16 protein-coding genes are annotated in these 15,200 nt (G+C 64.1%); 5 read left to right on the forward strand and 11 right to left on the reverse strand.

Annotation, left to right across the window (positions count from 1 at the left end):
• The 4 genes from AC1DJT_RS23025 to AC1DJT_RS23040 all read right to left on the reverse strand — a co-directional run.
• On the reverse strand, positions 1-1,359 hold a 1,359-nt coding region (locus AC1DJT_RS23025), incomplete at its 3' end, for an AAA family ATPase (protein WP_476834934.1).
• Positions 1,360-1,362: 3 nt separating this feature from the next.
• The gene (locus tag AC1DJT_RS23030; RefSeq protein WP_476834935.1) at positions 1,363-2,487 is read right to left on the reverse strand and encodes a metallophosphoesterase family protein; all 1,125 of its coding nucleotides are present in this window, start codon (positions 2,485-2,487) and stop codon (positions 1,363-1,365) included.
• A gap of 140 nt (positions 2,488-2,627) precedes the next feature.
• Entirely contained in the window at positions 2,628-3,302 is a 675-nt protein-coding gene (locus tag AC1DJT_RS23035) for a type 1 glutamine amidotransferase domain-containing protein (RefSeq protein ID WP_441508044.1), read from the reverse strand.
• 212 nt (positions 3,303-3,514) lie between these two features.
• The gene (locus tag AC1DJT_RS23040; protein WP_441508045.1) at positions 3,515-4,456 is read right to left on the reverse strand and encodes a GlxA family transcriptional regulator; all 942 of its coding nucleotides are present in this window, start codon (positions 4,454-4,456) and stop codon (positions 3,515-3,517) included.
• Between the two features lie 121 nt (positions 4,457-4,577).
• Here AC1DJT_RS23040 and AC1DJT_RS23045 point away from each other — a divergent pair, with 121 nt between their 5' ends.
• Both AC1DJT_RS23045 and AC1DJT_RS23050 read left to right on the forward strand, forming a co-directional pair.
• Entirely contained in the window at positions 4,578-5,387 is an 810-nt protein-coding gene (locus AC1DJT_RS23045; protein ID WP_441508046.1) for an SDR family NAD(P)-dependent oxidoreductase, read from the forward strand.
• A 119-nt stretch (positions 5,388-5,506) separates the two neighbouring features.
• The gene (locus AC1DJT_RS23050) at positions 5,507-6,139 is read left to right on the forward strand and encodes a VOC family protein (RefSeq protein WP_441508047.1); all 633 of its coding nucleotides are present in this window, start codon (positions 5,507-5,509) and stop codon (positions 6,137-6,139) included.
• Between the two features lie 202 nt (positions 6,140-6,341).
• Here the strand turns inward: AC1DJT_RS23050 and AC1DJT_RS23055 are convergent, their stop codons facing one another.
• From AC1DJT_RS23055 to AC1DJT_RS23085, 7 genes are read right to left on the reverse strand one after another with little or no spacing between them, the layout of a single operon-like run.
• Positions 6,342-7,256, reverse strand: a complete 915-nt coding sequence (locus AC1DJT_RS23055) for a VOC family protein (protein WP_441508048.1) — start codon at positions 7,254-7,256, stop codon at positions 6,342-6,344.
• A 57-nt stretch (positions 7,257-7,313) separates the two neighbouring features.
• A complete protein-coding gene (locus tag AC1DJT_RS23060) occupies positions 7,314-8,123 on the reverse strand; it encodes an SDR family NAD(P)-dependent oxidoreductase (RefSeq protein WP_476834936.1) in 810 nt (269 codons plus the stop codon).
• Between the two features lie 43 nt (positions 8,124-8,166).
• Positions 8,167-8,886, reverse strand: coding sequence for an ABC transporter ATP-binding protein (locus AC1DJT_RS23065; protein ID WP_441508049.1), 720 nt, complete (start codon positions 8,884-8,886; stop codon positions 8,167-8,169).
• 3 nt (positions 8,887-8,889) lie between these two features.
• On the reverse strand, positions 8,890-9,693 hold the full coding sequence (locus AC1DJT_RS23070) for an ABC transporter ATP-binding protein (RefSeq protein ID WP_476834937.1): 804 nt from the start codon (positions 9,691-9,693) through the stop codon (positions 8,890-8,892).
• A complete protein-coding gene (locus tag AC1DJT_RS23075) occupies positions 9,693-10,640 on the reverse strand; it encodes a branched-chain amino acid ABC transporter permease (RefSeq protein ID WP_476834938.1) in 948 nt (315 codons plus the stop codon). The genes AC1DJT_RS23070 and AC1DJT_RS23075 overlap by 1 nt, the downstream gene beginning before the upstream one ends.
• 4 nt (positions 10,641-10,644) lie before the next feature.
• Positions 10,645-11,532 (reverse strand): branched-chain amino acid ABC transporter permease, encoded by an 888-nt coding sequence (locus tag AC1DJT_RS23080; protein ID WP_441508052.1) that lies wholly within the window; start codon positions 11,530-11,532, stop codon positions 10,645-10,647.
• A gap of 51 nt (positions 11,533-11,583) precedes the next feature.
• Positions 11,584-12,729 carry an ABC transporter substrate-binding protein gene (locus AC1DJT_RS23085; RefSeq protein ID WP_441508053.1) on the reverse strand — a complete coding sequence of 382 codons (1,146 nt, stop codon included), beginning with the start codon at positions 12,727-12,729 and terminating at the stop codon, positions 11,584-11,586.
• A 173-nt stretch (positions 12,730-12,902) separates the two neighbouring features.
• On the opposite strand from AC1DJT_RS23085, the gene AC1DJT_RS23090 reads away from it, so the two are divergent.
• The 3 genes from AC1DJT_RS23090 to AC1DJT_RS23100 all read left to right on the forward strand — a co-directional run.
• On the forward strand, positions 12,903-13,625 hold the full coding sequence (locus tag AC1DJT_RS23090; RefSeq protein WP_441508054.1) for an FCD domain-containing protein: 723 nt from the start codon (positions 12,903-12,905) through the stop codon (positions 13,623-13,625).
• A gap of 90 nt (positions 13,626-13,715) precedes the next feature.
• Positions 13,716-14,573, forward strand: a complete 858-nt coding sequence (locus AC1DJT_RS23095) for a fumarylacetoacetate hydrolase family protein (RefSeq protein WP_441508055.1) — start codon at positions 13,716-13,718, stop codon at positions 14,571-14,573.
• Between the two features lie 81 nt (positions 14,574-14,654).
• A partial coding sequence (locus tag AC1DJT_RS23100) for a VOC family protein (protein ID WP_476834939.1) occupies positions 14,655-15,200 on the forward strand: 546 nt, incomplete at its 3' end.

Consider the following 15,200-nt stretch of genomic DNA (forward strand, 5'->3'; position numbering starts at 1 on the left):
TGCGAGGAGCAGGGGCTCACTGAGCAAGATTGCCTTGCCGTCTGACGAGACGTTCTGTTGCGCGTTCGGCTTGAATTCGATCCGGACGCTCGCCGCCTCGAGCCGGGCCCTGGCTTTCGCGAGCTGTTCGCCGGCGCGCTCCAGCGTGTCGACCTCGGGCTTCGTGACGGTGATGGCTGCAGCTGCGGCCAAAGCGGTCATGCGCTTGCCGTCAGCTTCTTCGGCACTCTTGAGATCTAGCTCCAAGCGGGCGAGGAGATGCAGCGCGCGGCCGTGGTCAATGGCCCGCTGGACCGCGGCGAGCGCTTCGTCCGCAACGCTCCGCGCAGCCCGCGCTTGTGCGAGCCTCGCAGAGGTCGTGGCGGTCGCTCGCTCGAGCCGGCTTACGACGCTCTTGGCATCCTCGGCATCGTGAGTGGCCTGGGCCAGCGACGCCCGTGCGGCATCCGACGATTTCACGAGCGCCTGCCGCGCGGCGAGCCGTTCTGTGGCTGCCTCGGTCTCAGCCTTGCAGCGTGTGGCGTCACGGCCGGCRTTAACAACGATCGTCTCTAGCATCTCGGCCTGTACCATCGCCTCCTGCGCAGAGGCGAGGGCGGACAAGGCTTTCTCGAGAGAGGCGTCGTTGTGATAGCGCGCGACAATCTCGCGCTTCCTTGCGAGGTCGCCGACCTTGCTGTCATGGGCCGCGAGGCGAGAGGACATCTCTTCGCGACGAGCGGAGAGGGCTTCGACATCGTCGAGCAGCGCCTTGTAGTCACCGCGCGGCTTGTAGCGTTTGTCCCAGTAGGTGCTGCGCCGCGCCTCGGCTGCTGCAATCAGGGCTCTTCCGCGTTCTCCGCCGATGACCTGGCCGACTTCGGATTCAAGTGCTGAGGAAAGCGAGTCCCGGCCGGCGCCGACACCAAGCGCCTGATGTGAGAGCCCTTGCTCGACCCAGAGAAGCCCGAATATGCCCTGGTGATCCTGCGGCTTGGAACCACCGCGGCCAGGCGGGGTAAACCCGAACAACTCCGCCAGGCGATCATCGGCTGCGTCGCCGATATGACGCTCGTTGGCTCCGATCAGCTCGGCCTCGGGCTTCTGGCAAAAGGCCTTGCGAAGCGACCAGGCCTGCCCATCGAGCTCGAAGTCGACTTTGACCTGGGGACGGACATTCTGGTTGTAGGGCAGCATCGCCTGCGCGGCTTCGCCTCCGACGCGGTGACGCTCGAAGAAGGCGGCTCGCAGTGCTGCGAGAATGGTCGACTTGCCAGCTTCGTTGTCACCCGAGATGACGTTGAGGCCATTCTGGAGATCGTCGATGACGACGGATCGGAGCTTCCGGAAATCCTCGATCTCCAGGCGGCGAAGGAACATGGCTCAAGCGCCCTTGGAGAAATGGTCGAGATACATCATGCGAAGCGCCATGCGCGCAGCGCCGGCCTCCGGATCACCGTCATTGGTTGCCTTCGCGCGCAGTCGCTCGACCGCGGCACGAACGAAACCGGATTTGTCGAGCGCATCGAGATCATCGGAGGTTGGCTCATCGACCAACGCGCTGTCATCGATCTCGAGATGGTGAAGGCGGGCCTCCCAGGAGCGAAGCTCGCTTTCGAGGCGCCGGCGCTCGGCAAAGCTGACACTGCCTGCCAGCGAGAGCGAGACCACCTGATGGCGATGGCTCGCGGCGAGATCACTGAGCGTTTCGATGGCGCGATCGCATGTGCCATCGATGAGTTCGACCGCGACCTTGTTCCAGCGAAAGTGCCCGACAGCGACGGTCTCGACGATCTCCGATGCTCGCGGTCCGGGGATGTCGACGATGTAGACCGACCCGGCGTCATTGGCCTTGTGGCGGTCAGGTTCAGGCGTCCCGGAATAATAGGTCCGCTGGGCGATCTTCAAAGCCCCATGCCAGTCGCCGAGTGCCAGATAGCAAAGGTTGGCGGTCTCTGATCGATCCTCGGGGATTTCGTTCGACGATTCCGCGGCGCCCGGCAGTCGATTGGCAACGCTGCCATGGGCCAGGCCAATGCGGCATGCGCCGTCCCCGGATGGCGCATCGACGAACCAGGTGGTCTGGTCGAGCGCCTCTCGTCGGCGGCGCAACGGGGCGGGCAGAACGACAGCCCGACCGCTCCAGAGATCGAKCGGTTCCGGCTTGTCGGCGATGATGACATTCGCCGCCGGGCCCATGGCCTGGATCCGTGTCCAGACACTGTGGGCCAAGGCCGCGTCATGGTTTCCGGGCAGGAATATCCATTGTCCCTTGAAGGCGGCGAGGGCTTCGAGCGTGCGCACGATGGTCCGGTCCGAGACCKAGTTGCTGTCGAAGGCATCGCCTGCAACCAGCACGGCGTCGACCTGTCGCTCATGCGCCAGGCTGGCAATCGTCTCGACGGTCTTGATCCGCTGTGATCGCAGTTCCGCCCCGGGATCGCCGACAATGTTGGAGAACGGCTTACCGATCTGCCAGTCGGCGGTATGAAGAAAGCGAAATGCCACTGCGTCCCCCAGCCAAGGCGCCACCATCGTCGCTGGGCGTGAAAATGCAAGCTTTGGCTGCCGATTTCTGGGGGACGGGTGGTTTCCGCCGCCGAGAATGCCGAGTGCTCGATGCTCGCAATGGTCTGCCGCCGAAGAGCCTAGCGCAGGAGCTTGACGAGTTCCTGCGCAGCGGCGGTCGACGAAGCGGGGTTCTGGCCGGTGATCAGGCGGCCATCGACGATCGCGAAGCTCTGCCAGTCGGCTGCTCTTTCATAGCGTCCCCCGAGGCGCTTCAGTTCATCCTCGACGAGGAATGGCACGACGTTGGCGAGCTGGACGGCCTCCTCCTCGGAGTTGGTGAAGCCCGTKACGCGCTTGCCCTTGACGATCGGCTGCCCCTGCGAGGTTACCCGGTGCAGTACGCCCGGCGCGTGACAGACGGCGGCTACGGGCTTGCCGGCATTGTAGAACGCCTCGATCAGCGCAATCGAAGCCGGATCCTCGGCAAGGTCCCATAACGGGCCATGACCACCGGGATAGAAGACGGCGTCGTAGCTGTCTGCCGTCACGTCGCTGAGCTTGACGGTGTTTGCCAGGACCCGCTGCGCAGCCGGATCCTTCTTGAACCGCGTCATTGCGTCGGCCTGGTTGCCGGGCTCATCGCTCTTGGGGTCGATCGGTGGCTGGCCGCCTTTCGGCGAGGCAAGTGTGATCTCGGCGCCAGCGTCCTTGAAGACGTAGTAGGGCGCCGCGAATTCCTCGAGCCAGAAGCCGGTCAGCTTGCCGGTATCGCCAAGCTGATCATGTGACGTCAGCACCATCAGGATCTTCATCTTCGCAACTCCCTCGGTTGAACAACTCGCGATTGAACGGGCTCAGACGGATGACCACCTGAGCGCGGGGCCTGAAGGCGAAGCCGGAACGCCTGCGGGCTCGTCCGCCAGCCGATACGCGATGAGGATCATGGCCGGGAGCGAGAGTCTCGCTCTCAACCCGACGTCGTCCGATCATAGCACGGATGGCCGGGATGGCTTCGGGCGCCGGGCTAGCCTGATGCGCGTGCATTGCGCCGGATGGCCTGTGGCGGCTGGCCATAGCTTCTCAGGAAGGCACGCCGCATCCGCTCCCGGTCGGCGAAACCGGTTTGCTCGGCGATGGCCTCGACGGGGTGGCCGGTCTGCTCCATCAACAGGCGTGCGGCTTCGACCCGCAGGTTCTCGACCGCCTTGGCCGGCGACTGGCCGGTCTCCGCGCGGAAGGCGCGGCTGAACTGGCGGGGGCTGAGCCTGGCGGCGTCAGCGAGATCCTCGACGCTCAAGCGCGACTGGAGATTGCTCCTGGCATAGTCGAGTGCCGACTGAACGCGGTCCGACTTGGCGTCCATGTCGAGCAAGGCGGAATGCTGCGACTGGCCTCCCGCGCGCCGGTGATAGACAACCAGTTTTCGTGCCGTCATGCGTGCAACTTCGGGGCCGAGGTCCTTCTCGATCATGCCGAGGGCGAGATCGATGCCGGCGCTTGCGCCAGCTGATGTCCAGATCGGACCATCGACGATGAAGATACGGTCGGGATCGACCTTGATCCGGGGATAGCGCGCGGCGAGATCCCGGGCGCTTCCCCAATGGGTTGTCGCCTGGCGTCCGTCGAGCAGGCCGGCCTGAGCCAGAACGAAGGCTCCGGTGCAGATCGAAGCGACCCGGCGTGCCTTGGTCGCCGCCCGGCGCACGAAATCGATCATCGCAGCCGACACCTCCGATCCCGCCAGATCGCCACCGAAGATCATCGTGTCATAGGGCGTATCGTCGAAGGGCTCGGTCTGCAGCATCAGGCCGAGTGAGCTCTTCACCGCTCCTCCGCTCTGCGACATCACCCGGACGTCATAGAAGGGGGTGGTGGGGACCGAGAGATTGGCGAACTCGAAAGCCGAGAGCGCAGCGAAACTCATCAGCTGGAAGCCTGGCGAAACGACGAAACCGATCCGATGCATGGCACGCTCCGATCAGGTCCTTGATGTCCTGAAAGGTGGTATATTTGACATTTGAGACATGGGCAAGCAGGCCTAGATTTCCTCGCCATGGAGCCCCGCCAGGGGCAATGGAGATGAAACAATGAGCCAGGGATTCAAGGGTTTCGCACTGGTGACCGGCGCCTCGTCCGGTATTGGCGCGATCTACGCCGAGCGTCTCGCACGACGTGGCCACGATCTCATTCTCGTGGCGCGCAATGCCGAACGGCTGCGCAAGCTGGCCGACAGGATTGCAGCCGAGACGGGCCGCAAGGTCGAGGTCATCGCTGCCGATCTCGGCAAGCGCGACGATCTCGCCAGGGTCGAGGCGGAACTGCGGGGCAATCGGCGGATCACCACGCTGGTCAATAATGCCGGTGTCGGTGCGACGGCTCCGCTCCTGCAGTCGGACATCGACAAGATGAGCGACATGATTGCTCTGAACGTCAACGCCTTGATGCGCCTGACTTACGCCGCGGTGCCCGGATTCGTCGAACGCGGCGGCGGAACGATCATCAATATCGCTTCGATCGTCGCTGTCGCGCCGGAGCGCCTGAACGGCGTCTACGGTGGCTCCAAGGCCTTCGTCCTGGCCTTCAGCCAGTCCTTGAAGCATGAACTGTCGGACAAGGGCGTGCGGGTTCACGTCGTGCTGCCGGGAGCGACGGCCACCGACTTCTGGGAGATCGCCGGAAAGCCGGTCGAGCACCTGCCGAGCGAGATCGTGATGACGGCTGCGGCGATGGTCGACGCGGCCTTGGCCGGCCTGGACCTGGGTGAGTTCGTGACCGTGCCGTCCCTGCCGGATGTGGCTGACTGGAATGCCTTTGAGGCAGGACGGCAGGCGCTGCTGCCCAATCTTTCCCGCACCGAACCTGCTGCTCGCTATGGCGTCCGGCCCGAAGCGGCGTAAGCTCCCCGGCGGGCGGTCGGTCGAAGTGCGAAACATGTTTCAATCGCCTGGATCTCCGTCATTTCAGGCGATTGGAGGTGTGTCGCAACTCTCACTCATCTGAATGGAAGGAGTTCGACATGAGCGATACTCAACTGCGCAGCGAGACTGCAAACCGGAGCCTCGGAGCCCTGGGGGCCGACCTGAAGCTTGAGGTCGTCAGCATCCCCGTTGCGGATGTCGATCGCGCCAAGCGCTTCTACGGTGGCTTGGGTTGGCGACTTGATGCCGACATTGCAGGCGACAATTTCCGGGTTATCCAGGTCACGCCTCCAGGCTCGCCCGCTTCTGTCATCTTCGGCAAGGGCAACACCGTGGCCCCCTATCTCATCGTCTCCGACATCGTGGCGGCGCGCGCTGCACTCGCCGCTCGCGGAGCCGAGGTTGGCGAGATCTACCATTACGGCGAGCAGGGAGACCGTCGCAGCGGGCCCGAGCCGACACGGCGCAGCTACGCGTCGTGGCTCTCGTTCAAGGACCCGGACGGCAATGAATGGCTGCTGCAGGAGGTCACCCAGCGTCTGCCCGGACGGGTCGAGGCGGGTGATACACGCTTCGCCTCATCCAGGGAGCTCGCGGCCGCGCTCCGGCGTGCGGCGGCCGCGCATGGCGAACACGAGAAGCGAAACGGCGGCCAGCATGATGAGAACTGGCCGGACTGGTATGCCGAGTACATCGTGCAGGAGCAGGCCGGCAAATCGCTGCCGACATAGGGTTTTGCTACGACCCCATCGGCCGCTCCTTGGGCCGGCGCTGCTCACAGGTCTGGTTGAAGCGAGCGGCCAGCGCGTGGCTCGCATCGCTTTCCCCTGACGGTTGAGCCGCGGCGCGCCCGTCAGGATCAGGGGTCCGCGTCCGGATTGGCGATGGCCCGCCGCGGTCACCTGTCGGCGGGCCGTTCGCGAGTGCGGAGGGTCATGCCGCGTAGGCGGCGGCTGCGCACCTTGCAAAGCCCAGCGCCGGATCGATGAAGTTCGCCGGCGGCGGCGAGCCCCAGAGATTGATCCAGCGGTCGGAAAGCGACGGTGAAATCGTCCAGCTGCGCGGTTCGTAGAGCAGGTCATTGTCGATGCGGTCCATCCCCACCGACATTTCGACGACGCAGCCATTGGGGTCGACGTAATACTGGAAGACGTTGCCACCGGCGCCGTGGCGCCCMGGCCCCCACAGCAGTGAGCGGTTCTTGAGGACAAGCCCGTCAGCGATGCCGGCGAGGTCCTCGAGGGCGTGGAAGTCGAAGGCGTAGTGATGGAGATCGCCATCGCCGGGGCAAAGCGCTACGGTGTGGTGATAGCCGTCGGCGGCCCGAAACCAGCGGAATTCGTCGCCGCCGGTGCGATCCGAGAGCTCCATGCCGAGCAGCTTGACCAACAGGTCACTGAAGGCGAGCCGGTCGGGAACCTTGAGATTGACGTGCTCGATGCGTTTGGCACGCGCCCCAGGCCCGATATGGCGCTGTGCCTGATCGCGTGCGATGGGCGTGTGGACCTCGAAGATCGGCCCCCATGGCGTCGCGAACCGTATGGCGCGCTCGATGCCGTCATGAAGCGGCCTGTCGTCCAGGATCTCCAGGCCTTCCGAGCGCACCCGCCGCCCGATCTCGTCGACCGCTGCGGCGTCGGATGCTTCGAGCCCGATCGCCAATGTGGCGCGGCTGCCGCCTCGCGTCAGCGCGACCTCCCAGCGCCGTTCATTCGAAGACAGGAACACTGTGTCGCCGCGCCGGCCCGTCACCTTGAGACCCACGAGTTCGGCGAGGTCCTGCGCGGACCCGTCCGGATCGGGCGTCGTGAAGGCGACGAAGCCCATCTGACGAATGAGGTGGCTCATGCTGCTACTCCTGAGACTGTATGTTGCCGGGTCGGGTGTGGAGAGTGTTGTCAGGCGTCAGCGCGCGTTGACGCTGAAGCCACCATCGATGTTCAGCTTGGCGCCGTTGATGTAGCGGGCACGATCGGACGCGATGAAGAGTGCCAGGTCGGCAACCTCGTCGACCTMGGCCCAACGCTCCATGAAGATGCCGCGCTCGCGGCAGAAATCGGCGAGGAACTGCTCGCGGGTCTTGCCTTGCTGCTTGGCCAGGCCGTCCGCCCATTCCTCCCGGAATTCGGTGCCGACCAATCCCGGCACGATGGCATTGACMGTGATGCGCTCGTTCCAGAGATCCTGGGCGAGATAGCCGGTCGTGTGGATCAGCGCGGAATTGTTCAAGCCGTGCAGCATGGCAGGGCGCCAGACCGCGATCCCCGATGAGCCGGTGATGTTGATGACGCGCCCGGTACCGTCGCGAGCCATCATCGGCAGAAATTCGCGAATGACGCGCAGCGCGCCAAGCGTCTTGACCTCGATGAGCTCCCGCCACTCGTCATCGTTCCAGAGCACCTGCCTGTCGTTGCGCGTGACAGGAGCCCCTGCATTGTTGATCAGGATGTTGAGGGTCGAGAACCCGGGTACGGCTCGAAGCGTCTGCGCAGCGGATGCGACTGAATCCGCCTGGGTGATATCAGCCGAGACGGTGGTCACGGTCACCGACGTTTCCTTGCGGATCTCGTCGGCGGCTTCCTCCAGAGCCTCTCGTCCGCGCGCCAGCAGCGCCACGTTGACGCCTTCTCGCGCCAGCGCTCGTGCAATGCCCTTGCCAATGCCTTTACTGGCTCCGCACACCAAAGCGGTTCGCCCAGAAAGTCCCAGTTCCATGAGATGTTTCCTTGACTTGATGTCGTGAAGCTCTGCGGCGCACTCAGCCGTGCAGGTAGGCCTTGATGAGACTGTCGTCGGCGAGGACGCCCTGCCATTCGCCGCGCCTGATCTCCTGCGCGACCTTGCCGACGGAGAGCACATAGGCCCGGTCCGTCATTTCGGCGGCGATCGTGATGCTCTGTTCTACCAGCAGGATCGCCATGCCCTGGCTCCGCAGGTTGTTCAGGACGCCAAGGATCTCCTTGACGATCTTCGGGGCGAGCCCCGTCGTGAGTTCGTCGAGGATCAGGAGGTCTGGCTGCAGGAGAAGCGCGCGGGCAATGGCGACCATTTGCTGCTGCCCGCCCGAGAGCAGCCCGACTGACGAGTGATAGCGCTGCTGCACGGCAGGAAAGAGCGTCAGCACCTCCTCGAGGCTGAAGCGCGGGCTACCTCCGGAGGCCTTTCGGCCGGCGCTTTCAGCGAGGCGCAGATTGTCGCGAACGGTCAACTCGACGAAGAGATTTCTGTTTTCGAGMACAACCGCGATGCCGCGCTCGGCCCGGCGGTGCGGCGGCAGGTCGGTTAACTCGACGCCATCCTTGAGAACCCGACCAGCCATCGGTCTCACCAGACCGCACAAGGTTCGCACCAGCGTCGTCTTGCCGGCGCCATTGGGGCCGACGATCGCGACAGCCTCGTTCCGGCTGACCGACATCTCGATTCCATGCAGCACGGGCAGGGCGCCGTAACCAGCCTGGAGTGATTGGATCTGCAGCATGGCTCAGCCTCCCAGATAGGCTTCGCGCACGCGGGGATCGGCCTGGATCGCAGCCATGGGCCCGGATGCGATGATCTCGCCGAAATAGAGAGCGTGCACGGTGTCGGCGATCGTCATCAGGCCCATGTCGTGGCTGACCAGCAGGATGGTCATGCCCTCGCTGTTGAGCATCGCGATCCAGCTGCGCAATTGCCCGATCTCCTCGGTGTTGAGGCCCGAGGAGGGCTCGTCGAGCAGCAGCAGTCGCGGCGCCCCGACATAGGCGCGGGCAAGCTCGACGACGCGGCGCTGGCCGGCTGGCAGGCGTCCGGTCTGCGCATCCAGGAATTTGCCGAGCGCGAACTTGCGACAGGCCTCTTCGGCGGTATTGCGTAGCCGATCGAACTCGCGTCGCGCTGTGGGCGTGCGCAGCATGCTMGCCAGAATGCCGCTGCGGCCGTCCTTGTGCAGACCCACCATCACATTTTCCAGCACCGACATGCGCTCGAATACTTTCGGCGTCTGGAAGGTACGCATCAGACCATGACGGGTGCGCGCCTGGATGCTGTCGGCAGMCATATCGCGCCCGGATAGCAGGACCCGCCCGGCCTTGGGGCGCAGGAATCCGGAGACGATATTGAAGCAGGTGCTCTTTCCCGACCCGTTCGGCCCGATCAGCCCGACGATCTGGCCCTGCGGGACCGCGAAATTGACATCGGACAGCACCTTGAAGCCGCCGAAACTATGGGCGATGCCCGATAATTCCAGGGTCGCTTGCAGGTCGATCGGCCGCGAGGGGAGGCGTTTCAGGTCGGCGACAGCAGTCATCACGCCATCCTCCGTTTCACGAGTTGCGCGAGGCGATCTGCGCCTCCGATCAGCCCGTCGGGCAAGAGGGTGACGACCAGCACCAGCGCCAGCCCGAACAGAACCTGGTGAATGTCGCCRAGACCGCTGAGCAGCTCGGGGATGAATGTGACGAACAGCGCGCCGGCGATGATCCCCCAGACCGATGTCGAGCCGGCGACGACCGGAATCAGGAGGAATGCGATCGAGCGTTCGACCGTGAAGCTCTGCACGCTGATATAGGAGACGTAGTGCGCGAAGAGCGATCCGGCGAGCGAGCCGAGCATGGCGCAGATGACGAACATCGCAGTCTTGAGACGGTGCATGTCGACGCCGAGGACCTCAGCGGCCGGGGCGGCATCGCGCATGGCGCGCATGCCAAGGCCCGGACGCCCGCGGACGAGGTTGTCGGCGAGGAGCAGCACGAGGATCGCGATTGGCCAGACGAGGTAGTAGACCCGCTCGGGCGTATCGAAGGCGAAGCCGACGATGCTGAGCTTGGGAATGCCGCCAATGCCGAGCGTGCCGCCGGTCAGCCAGTCCCATTCGAAGAACAGGACATTGCCGATGAGKCTGAGGGCAAGCGTGGCCAGGGCGAGAAAGAAGCCGGTCAGGCGCAGGACCGGCCAGCCCACGGCGAGGGCAATCAAGGCGCTTGCCACCATGCCGGCCAGGAACCCGGCCAGGGTCGGCAAGCCGAGCTGAACCGTGAGATAGGCCGAGCTGTATGCGCCGATGCCGTAGAACAGCGCCTGGGCCAGATTGACGATGCCGCATTGACCGAGCAGCAGTCCGACACCGAGCCCGCCGATGGTGAACAGGCCGGCGAACACGAAGAGATCGATCAGGTGCCGCGACAGCAGGAGCGGCGCGAGGGCCCAGGCCAGGGCAAGCAGGAGAAGCAGGAGAGGTCGGCGCAGGTTATCCATGGCGCTAGCCTCCGATCCGCCCGACACGGCCGAGCAGGCCGTTCGGCATGACGATCATGATGACGATCATCATCGCGAGCGCGATCACGTCCTTGTAGCCGGAGGGAAAGCCGACGACGGCGAGGGATTCGAGCAGCCCAAGCGTGACGCCGCCCAGCACCGCTCCGAGCGGGTTGCTCAGTCCTCCAAGGATGGCGGCTGCGAAGCCCTTGAGGGTCAGGGCGATGCCCATGTGGTAGTTCACCGCAACCAGGGGAGCGACAAGGATGCCCGCGATCGCGCCGACGGTGCCGCCGAGCAGGAAGGTCAGAGAGCGCATCCGGCGAACATTGATGCCGTTCGTGGCGGCGCCGTCGGGATCCATGGACGCCGCCATCATCGACAGCCCGAGCAGCGTCCTGCCGTAGAAGAGGCGCAGACCGACGACCACGATGATCGCCGTACCGATCAGCCAGAGAGCCTGGATCTGCAGGAAGGCATCGAGGATCTCGATGACGCCTTCTTCGCCCCAGCTCGGCAGGAGATAGGAGTTGCGGCCTGCGAGATAGAGCACTGCGGCAGACAGCGTGACCGCCAGGCCGATGGTGAGCAGCAAGAAGCTTTCCTCGCCCGCGCGCTGGCGCATCATCGGCTGCACGAACAGGCGATCAATGATGACACCGACGGCCGCACCGGAGATGACGCCCAGAAGGATCGACAAGCCATAGGGCAGGCCGACGGGCTCCAGTGCGAAGACGGTGACCATCGCGCCGATCACGGCGAATTCGCCCTGCATCGCGTTGATGATCTGGGTGCCCTTGAAGATCACGGCGAGGCCTATGCCGATCAGCGCATAGACGAAGCCGTTGGTGATCCCGGACAGGATCGCCTGCATGACGAGACTGGCTGACATGATGAGAGGTCCGGTAGGGAAGGCAGGCGCTCGGCACCTGCTCCTCCACGGTCACTTGGCGGCGGAGTAGTCGAGGCGCGTGAACTTGCCCTTGACCAGCTTCGAGTAGTTGAAGCTGGCGAGCGTCAGCCCGCCCATATCCGGGGCAGAAAAGTCGAATTTCGCCATGACGCCCTGGTAGGGACGGCGCATTGCGCTGCAGAGGGCTTCGTTCGTGGCATCGGGCCCGGCTGTCTTGAGCGCCTGCGCCAGCGACATCACGGCATCCCAGCCCGCGGCCTCGAAATGCTTCGGCAGCCGGCCGTGTTCCTTCTGGAACAGGTCCACGAACTCGCGCTGATGTGGCAGCGGGTCTTCGGCGATCAGGAACTCGGCGTGGATGATGTTGTCGGCCGCATCGCCCATGGCCTTGACGTAGTCATAGGTCGCGGTGCCGTGGACGGAGATGATCGGCGCCGTGAGCCTCACCTGCCGCGCATTGCGGAAGGGCATCGGAGACGTTGATATGACGATGACGGCATCCGGCGCGCTCGCCCTCACCTTGGCGGCCTGCGTCGTCAGATCGGTGGCAGCGATCTCGAATTTCTCGACCTGGGACCAGGTGACGCCGAACTCTCCGGCGAGGTCCTTCATGCTGTTCCAGACGACCTGACCGTAGCCGGAATCATGCAGGACGCCGACCTTGCTCGCCTTCATGTCGCGGACATAGGAGAGCAGCGCACGTGCGTTCAACTCCTGTGACGGCGTGATGTGGAACACGCAGGTCCGGTCGCGTTCGACGGCAGGTCCCAGCCCTGAAAAGGCGATCTGGGTCAGCTTCAGCGGCGCCGTGATGCCGCCGACTGCGACGGTCTGGGCGATGCCGGAGGTGCCGATCAGCGCCTTGATCTTGTGAGAGTGCACCAGCGCGTTGACCTTGCTGACGGCGACATCCGGGCTCGACGCGTCGTCCTCGATCAGAATCTCGATCGGCTGACCGTTCACGCCGCCGCGTGCGTTCAAGGTCTTCTGAGCAAGCAGAATGCCTTCCCGCTCAGGGAGGCCGACACCGGCAATGGCGCCCGTGGCTGAGATCACGGCGCCGATCCTGATCGGCGCTCCGCTGGCGGCCGTCTGGGCAAGAGCAGGCATTGGGGACAGCGACAACAGCGCGGTCGGCGCGAGTGCGATGAGCGAACGATAGGCTTGCAGAGCCATGGCTGATTTCTCCCTCCGGATTGGGCGCTGGCCGCGCTCCTTGATTGAGGGGGAGGCTACGAGATTTTCATGTCATGTCAAATATTTTCGAAAATAAAAGATATCATGCGATATTCCGGGGCTTATGTTACAACCCGCGGCACGATGTCGATGTCCAGGATGTGGAGGCAATCTTGAATCTGGTCCGCCCAACCCAGCGCGAGCTCGCTCGTCAGGCGAATGAAGAGCCGAAGGGGCGTACGCGGATGTCGGGCATCTACGAGTTGCTGCGGCGCGACATTCTGGAGTGCCGACTGAAGCCGGGCATGCGCCTCCGTTTCGAGGAGTTGCGGACGCTCTATGAGATCGGCCTCAGCCCGTTGCGCGAAGCTCTTATGAAGCTGGCATCCGATGGGCTGGTGGTTCTGGAGGAGCACAAGGGCTTCCGTGTCGCTCCGGTCTCGCGGTCCGATCTTCTCGATATCACCTACATGCGCAAGGAATTCGATGCCATGGGGGTCAGATTGTCGATCGAGAAGGGGGATGATGCCTGGGAAGCCAACATTCTCGCCTCCCTGCATGAGCTTAGCAAAAAGCCCAAGCTCGGACCGGACGGGCTTGTCGATGCGGAATGGGAGAGGCGCCACCGGGCCTTTCACCTGACCTTGGTCTCGGCCTGCGGCTCCCCGTGGCTGCTTCATTTTCGCGAGCAATTATACGACCAGGCCGATCGCTATCGGCGCTTGTCGGTGCAGTACTTGCGTGAGCCTCGCGACCATCTCGCCGAGCATCGAGAGATTGCGGACGCAGCGCTCGCCCGCGATTCGGATGCCGCTGTTTTCCTCGTTCGTCGCCACCTGGATCGGACCGTGCAGATCCTTCTCGCGGCAGACGGGGTGCTGTCGGTCGACCTGTAGACATTATCGACAGATAGAAAGATATTCGAAAATCTGTTGACGCCCGGATTTTGGCTGCTACCGTCTCGACATCCAATCAAGGAGATGGCGATGCGGTACGTGAGTTATGTCTCGGGTCAGCAGGCGGGTTTGGCCGTCCGTGATGGCGCTGAGCTTTTCGATCTCGGTTCCGTCGATCTCGGCAAGGTCCTTGCGGATGGACCCGGTGCCGTTGCCGCGCTGGCCCGCGCGCCGCGGGGCAAGCGACTGGACCAGGCCACCCTTCGCTTTCTCCCGCCGGTTGCCCGACCGCCCAAGATCGTTTGCGTCGGGTTGAACTATGTCGATCACGCGGCCGAGAGCCCCTACAAGGACGTCCCGAGCTATCCGGCCGTCTTCCCGCGCTTTGCGTCGAGCCTTATCGGCCATGGCGAAGCCATCGTCCGCCCAGCGGTATCGGCCCAGCTTGATTTCGAGGGCGAGCTCGTGGCCGTGATCGGGCGAGGCGGCCGGCATATCTCGCGTGAAGCGGCGCTCGACCACGTCGCGGGTTATTCGATCTTCAACGACGGCTCGATCAGGGACTACCAGTTCAAGTCACCGCAATGGACGGTCGGCAAGAACTTCGACGATACCGGCGCGTTTGGCCCCGAATTCGTCACGGCCGACGAGTTGCCGCCGGGCGGCAAGGGCTTGAAGATCGAGACGCGCCTCAATGGCGTGGTGGTCCAGTCCGCGAATACCAGCGATCTGGTTTTCCCGCTTGCCGACCTGATCTTCTATCTCAGCGAGGCGATCACGCTGGAGCCTGGCGACCTGATCATTACCGGAACGCCGGCTGGGGTCGGATTTGCCCGCAAGCCGCCGCTCTTCATGAAGGATGGCGACATTTGCGAGGTCGAGATCGAAGGGCTCGGCGTGCTCCGGAATCCGGTGCGCGACGAGGTCGCTGTGGCGAGCGCAGCCTAGCCGCGCCGCCGCGTCGCACTGAACCCAAGCAAGAACAAGAATAGCCCAAAAGAAATGGACTGAACGAGGGAGTTTACGCTCATGACGCCGCTGGTTACCCGCCAGAGCTACATGGCCTTGAATGTCGAGGATCTGGATGCATGCGTAAGGGATGCAGAAAGCGTCCTTGGGTTGCGCATCGTCGACTACCATGACGGGCGCGCCGTGTTGACGGCGACAGGCCGTCGCGCGGAGTTGATGTTGCATCAGGCTTCCGGCAACGCAGCGCGGACGGTGGGCCTCGAGGCACTGGATGGCGATGCCGTCGAGGCCGCGGCCTCGCGCGCCTCAGCGGTTGGACTTGCGGTCTTGTCCCGCGAGCCGTCGCTGCCATGCATCGAGCGCTCGGTCACCTTCACGACCAGCGATGGCCATGTCTTCGAAGTTCATACTCCGATGCCGGCGGACCAGCCACGGCGCTACGCCGGGGCCGGGATTCACCCGCGCGGCATTTGTCACGTCAATCTGACGTCTCCCGATCCCTGGCGGATCTACGGTGAATTGCACGAGACCCTTGGTCTCAAGATTTCGGAGCGCACCTCGGGATGTGAACTGGTCTGGCTTCGCGCTGCCGACGGACGGCATCAC

It is taken from the genome of Allobosea sp. 05T422_2 (assembly GCF_056396265.1).

Coding starts and splice junctions, on each gene's coding strand:
- AC1DJT_RS23040 (WP_441508045.1), bottom strand. CDS start 4,456: ATGCATCGGATCGGTTTCGTCGTTTCGCCAGGCTTCCAGCTGATGAGT.
- AC1DJT_RS23085 (WP_441508053.1), bottom strand. CDS start 12,729: ATGGCTCTGCAAGCCTATCGTTCGCTCATCGCACTCGCGCCGACCGCG.
- AC1DJT_RS23050 (WP_441508047.1), top strand. CDS start 5,507: ATGAGCGATACTCAACTGCGCAGCGAGACTGCAAACCGGAGCCTCGGA.
- AC1DJT_RS23045 (WP_441508046.1), top strand. CDS start 4,578: ATGAGCCAGGGATTCAAGGGTTTCGCACTGGTGACCGGCGCCTCGTCC.
- AC1DJT_RS23095 (WP_441508055.1), top strand. CDS start 13,716: ATGCGGTACGTGAGTTATGTCTCGGGTCAGCAGGCGGGTTTGGCCGTC.
- AC1DJT_RS23080 (WP_441508052.1), bottom strand. CDS start 11,532: ATGTCAGCCAGTCTCGTCATGCAGGCGATCCTGTCCGGGATCACCAAC.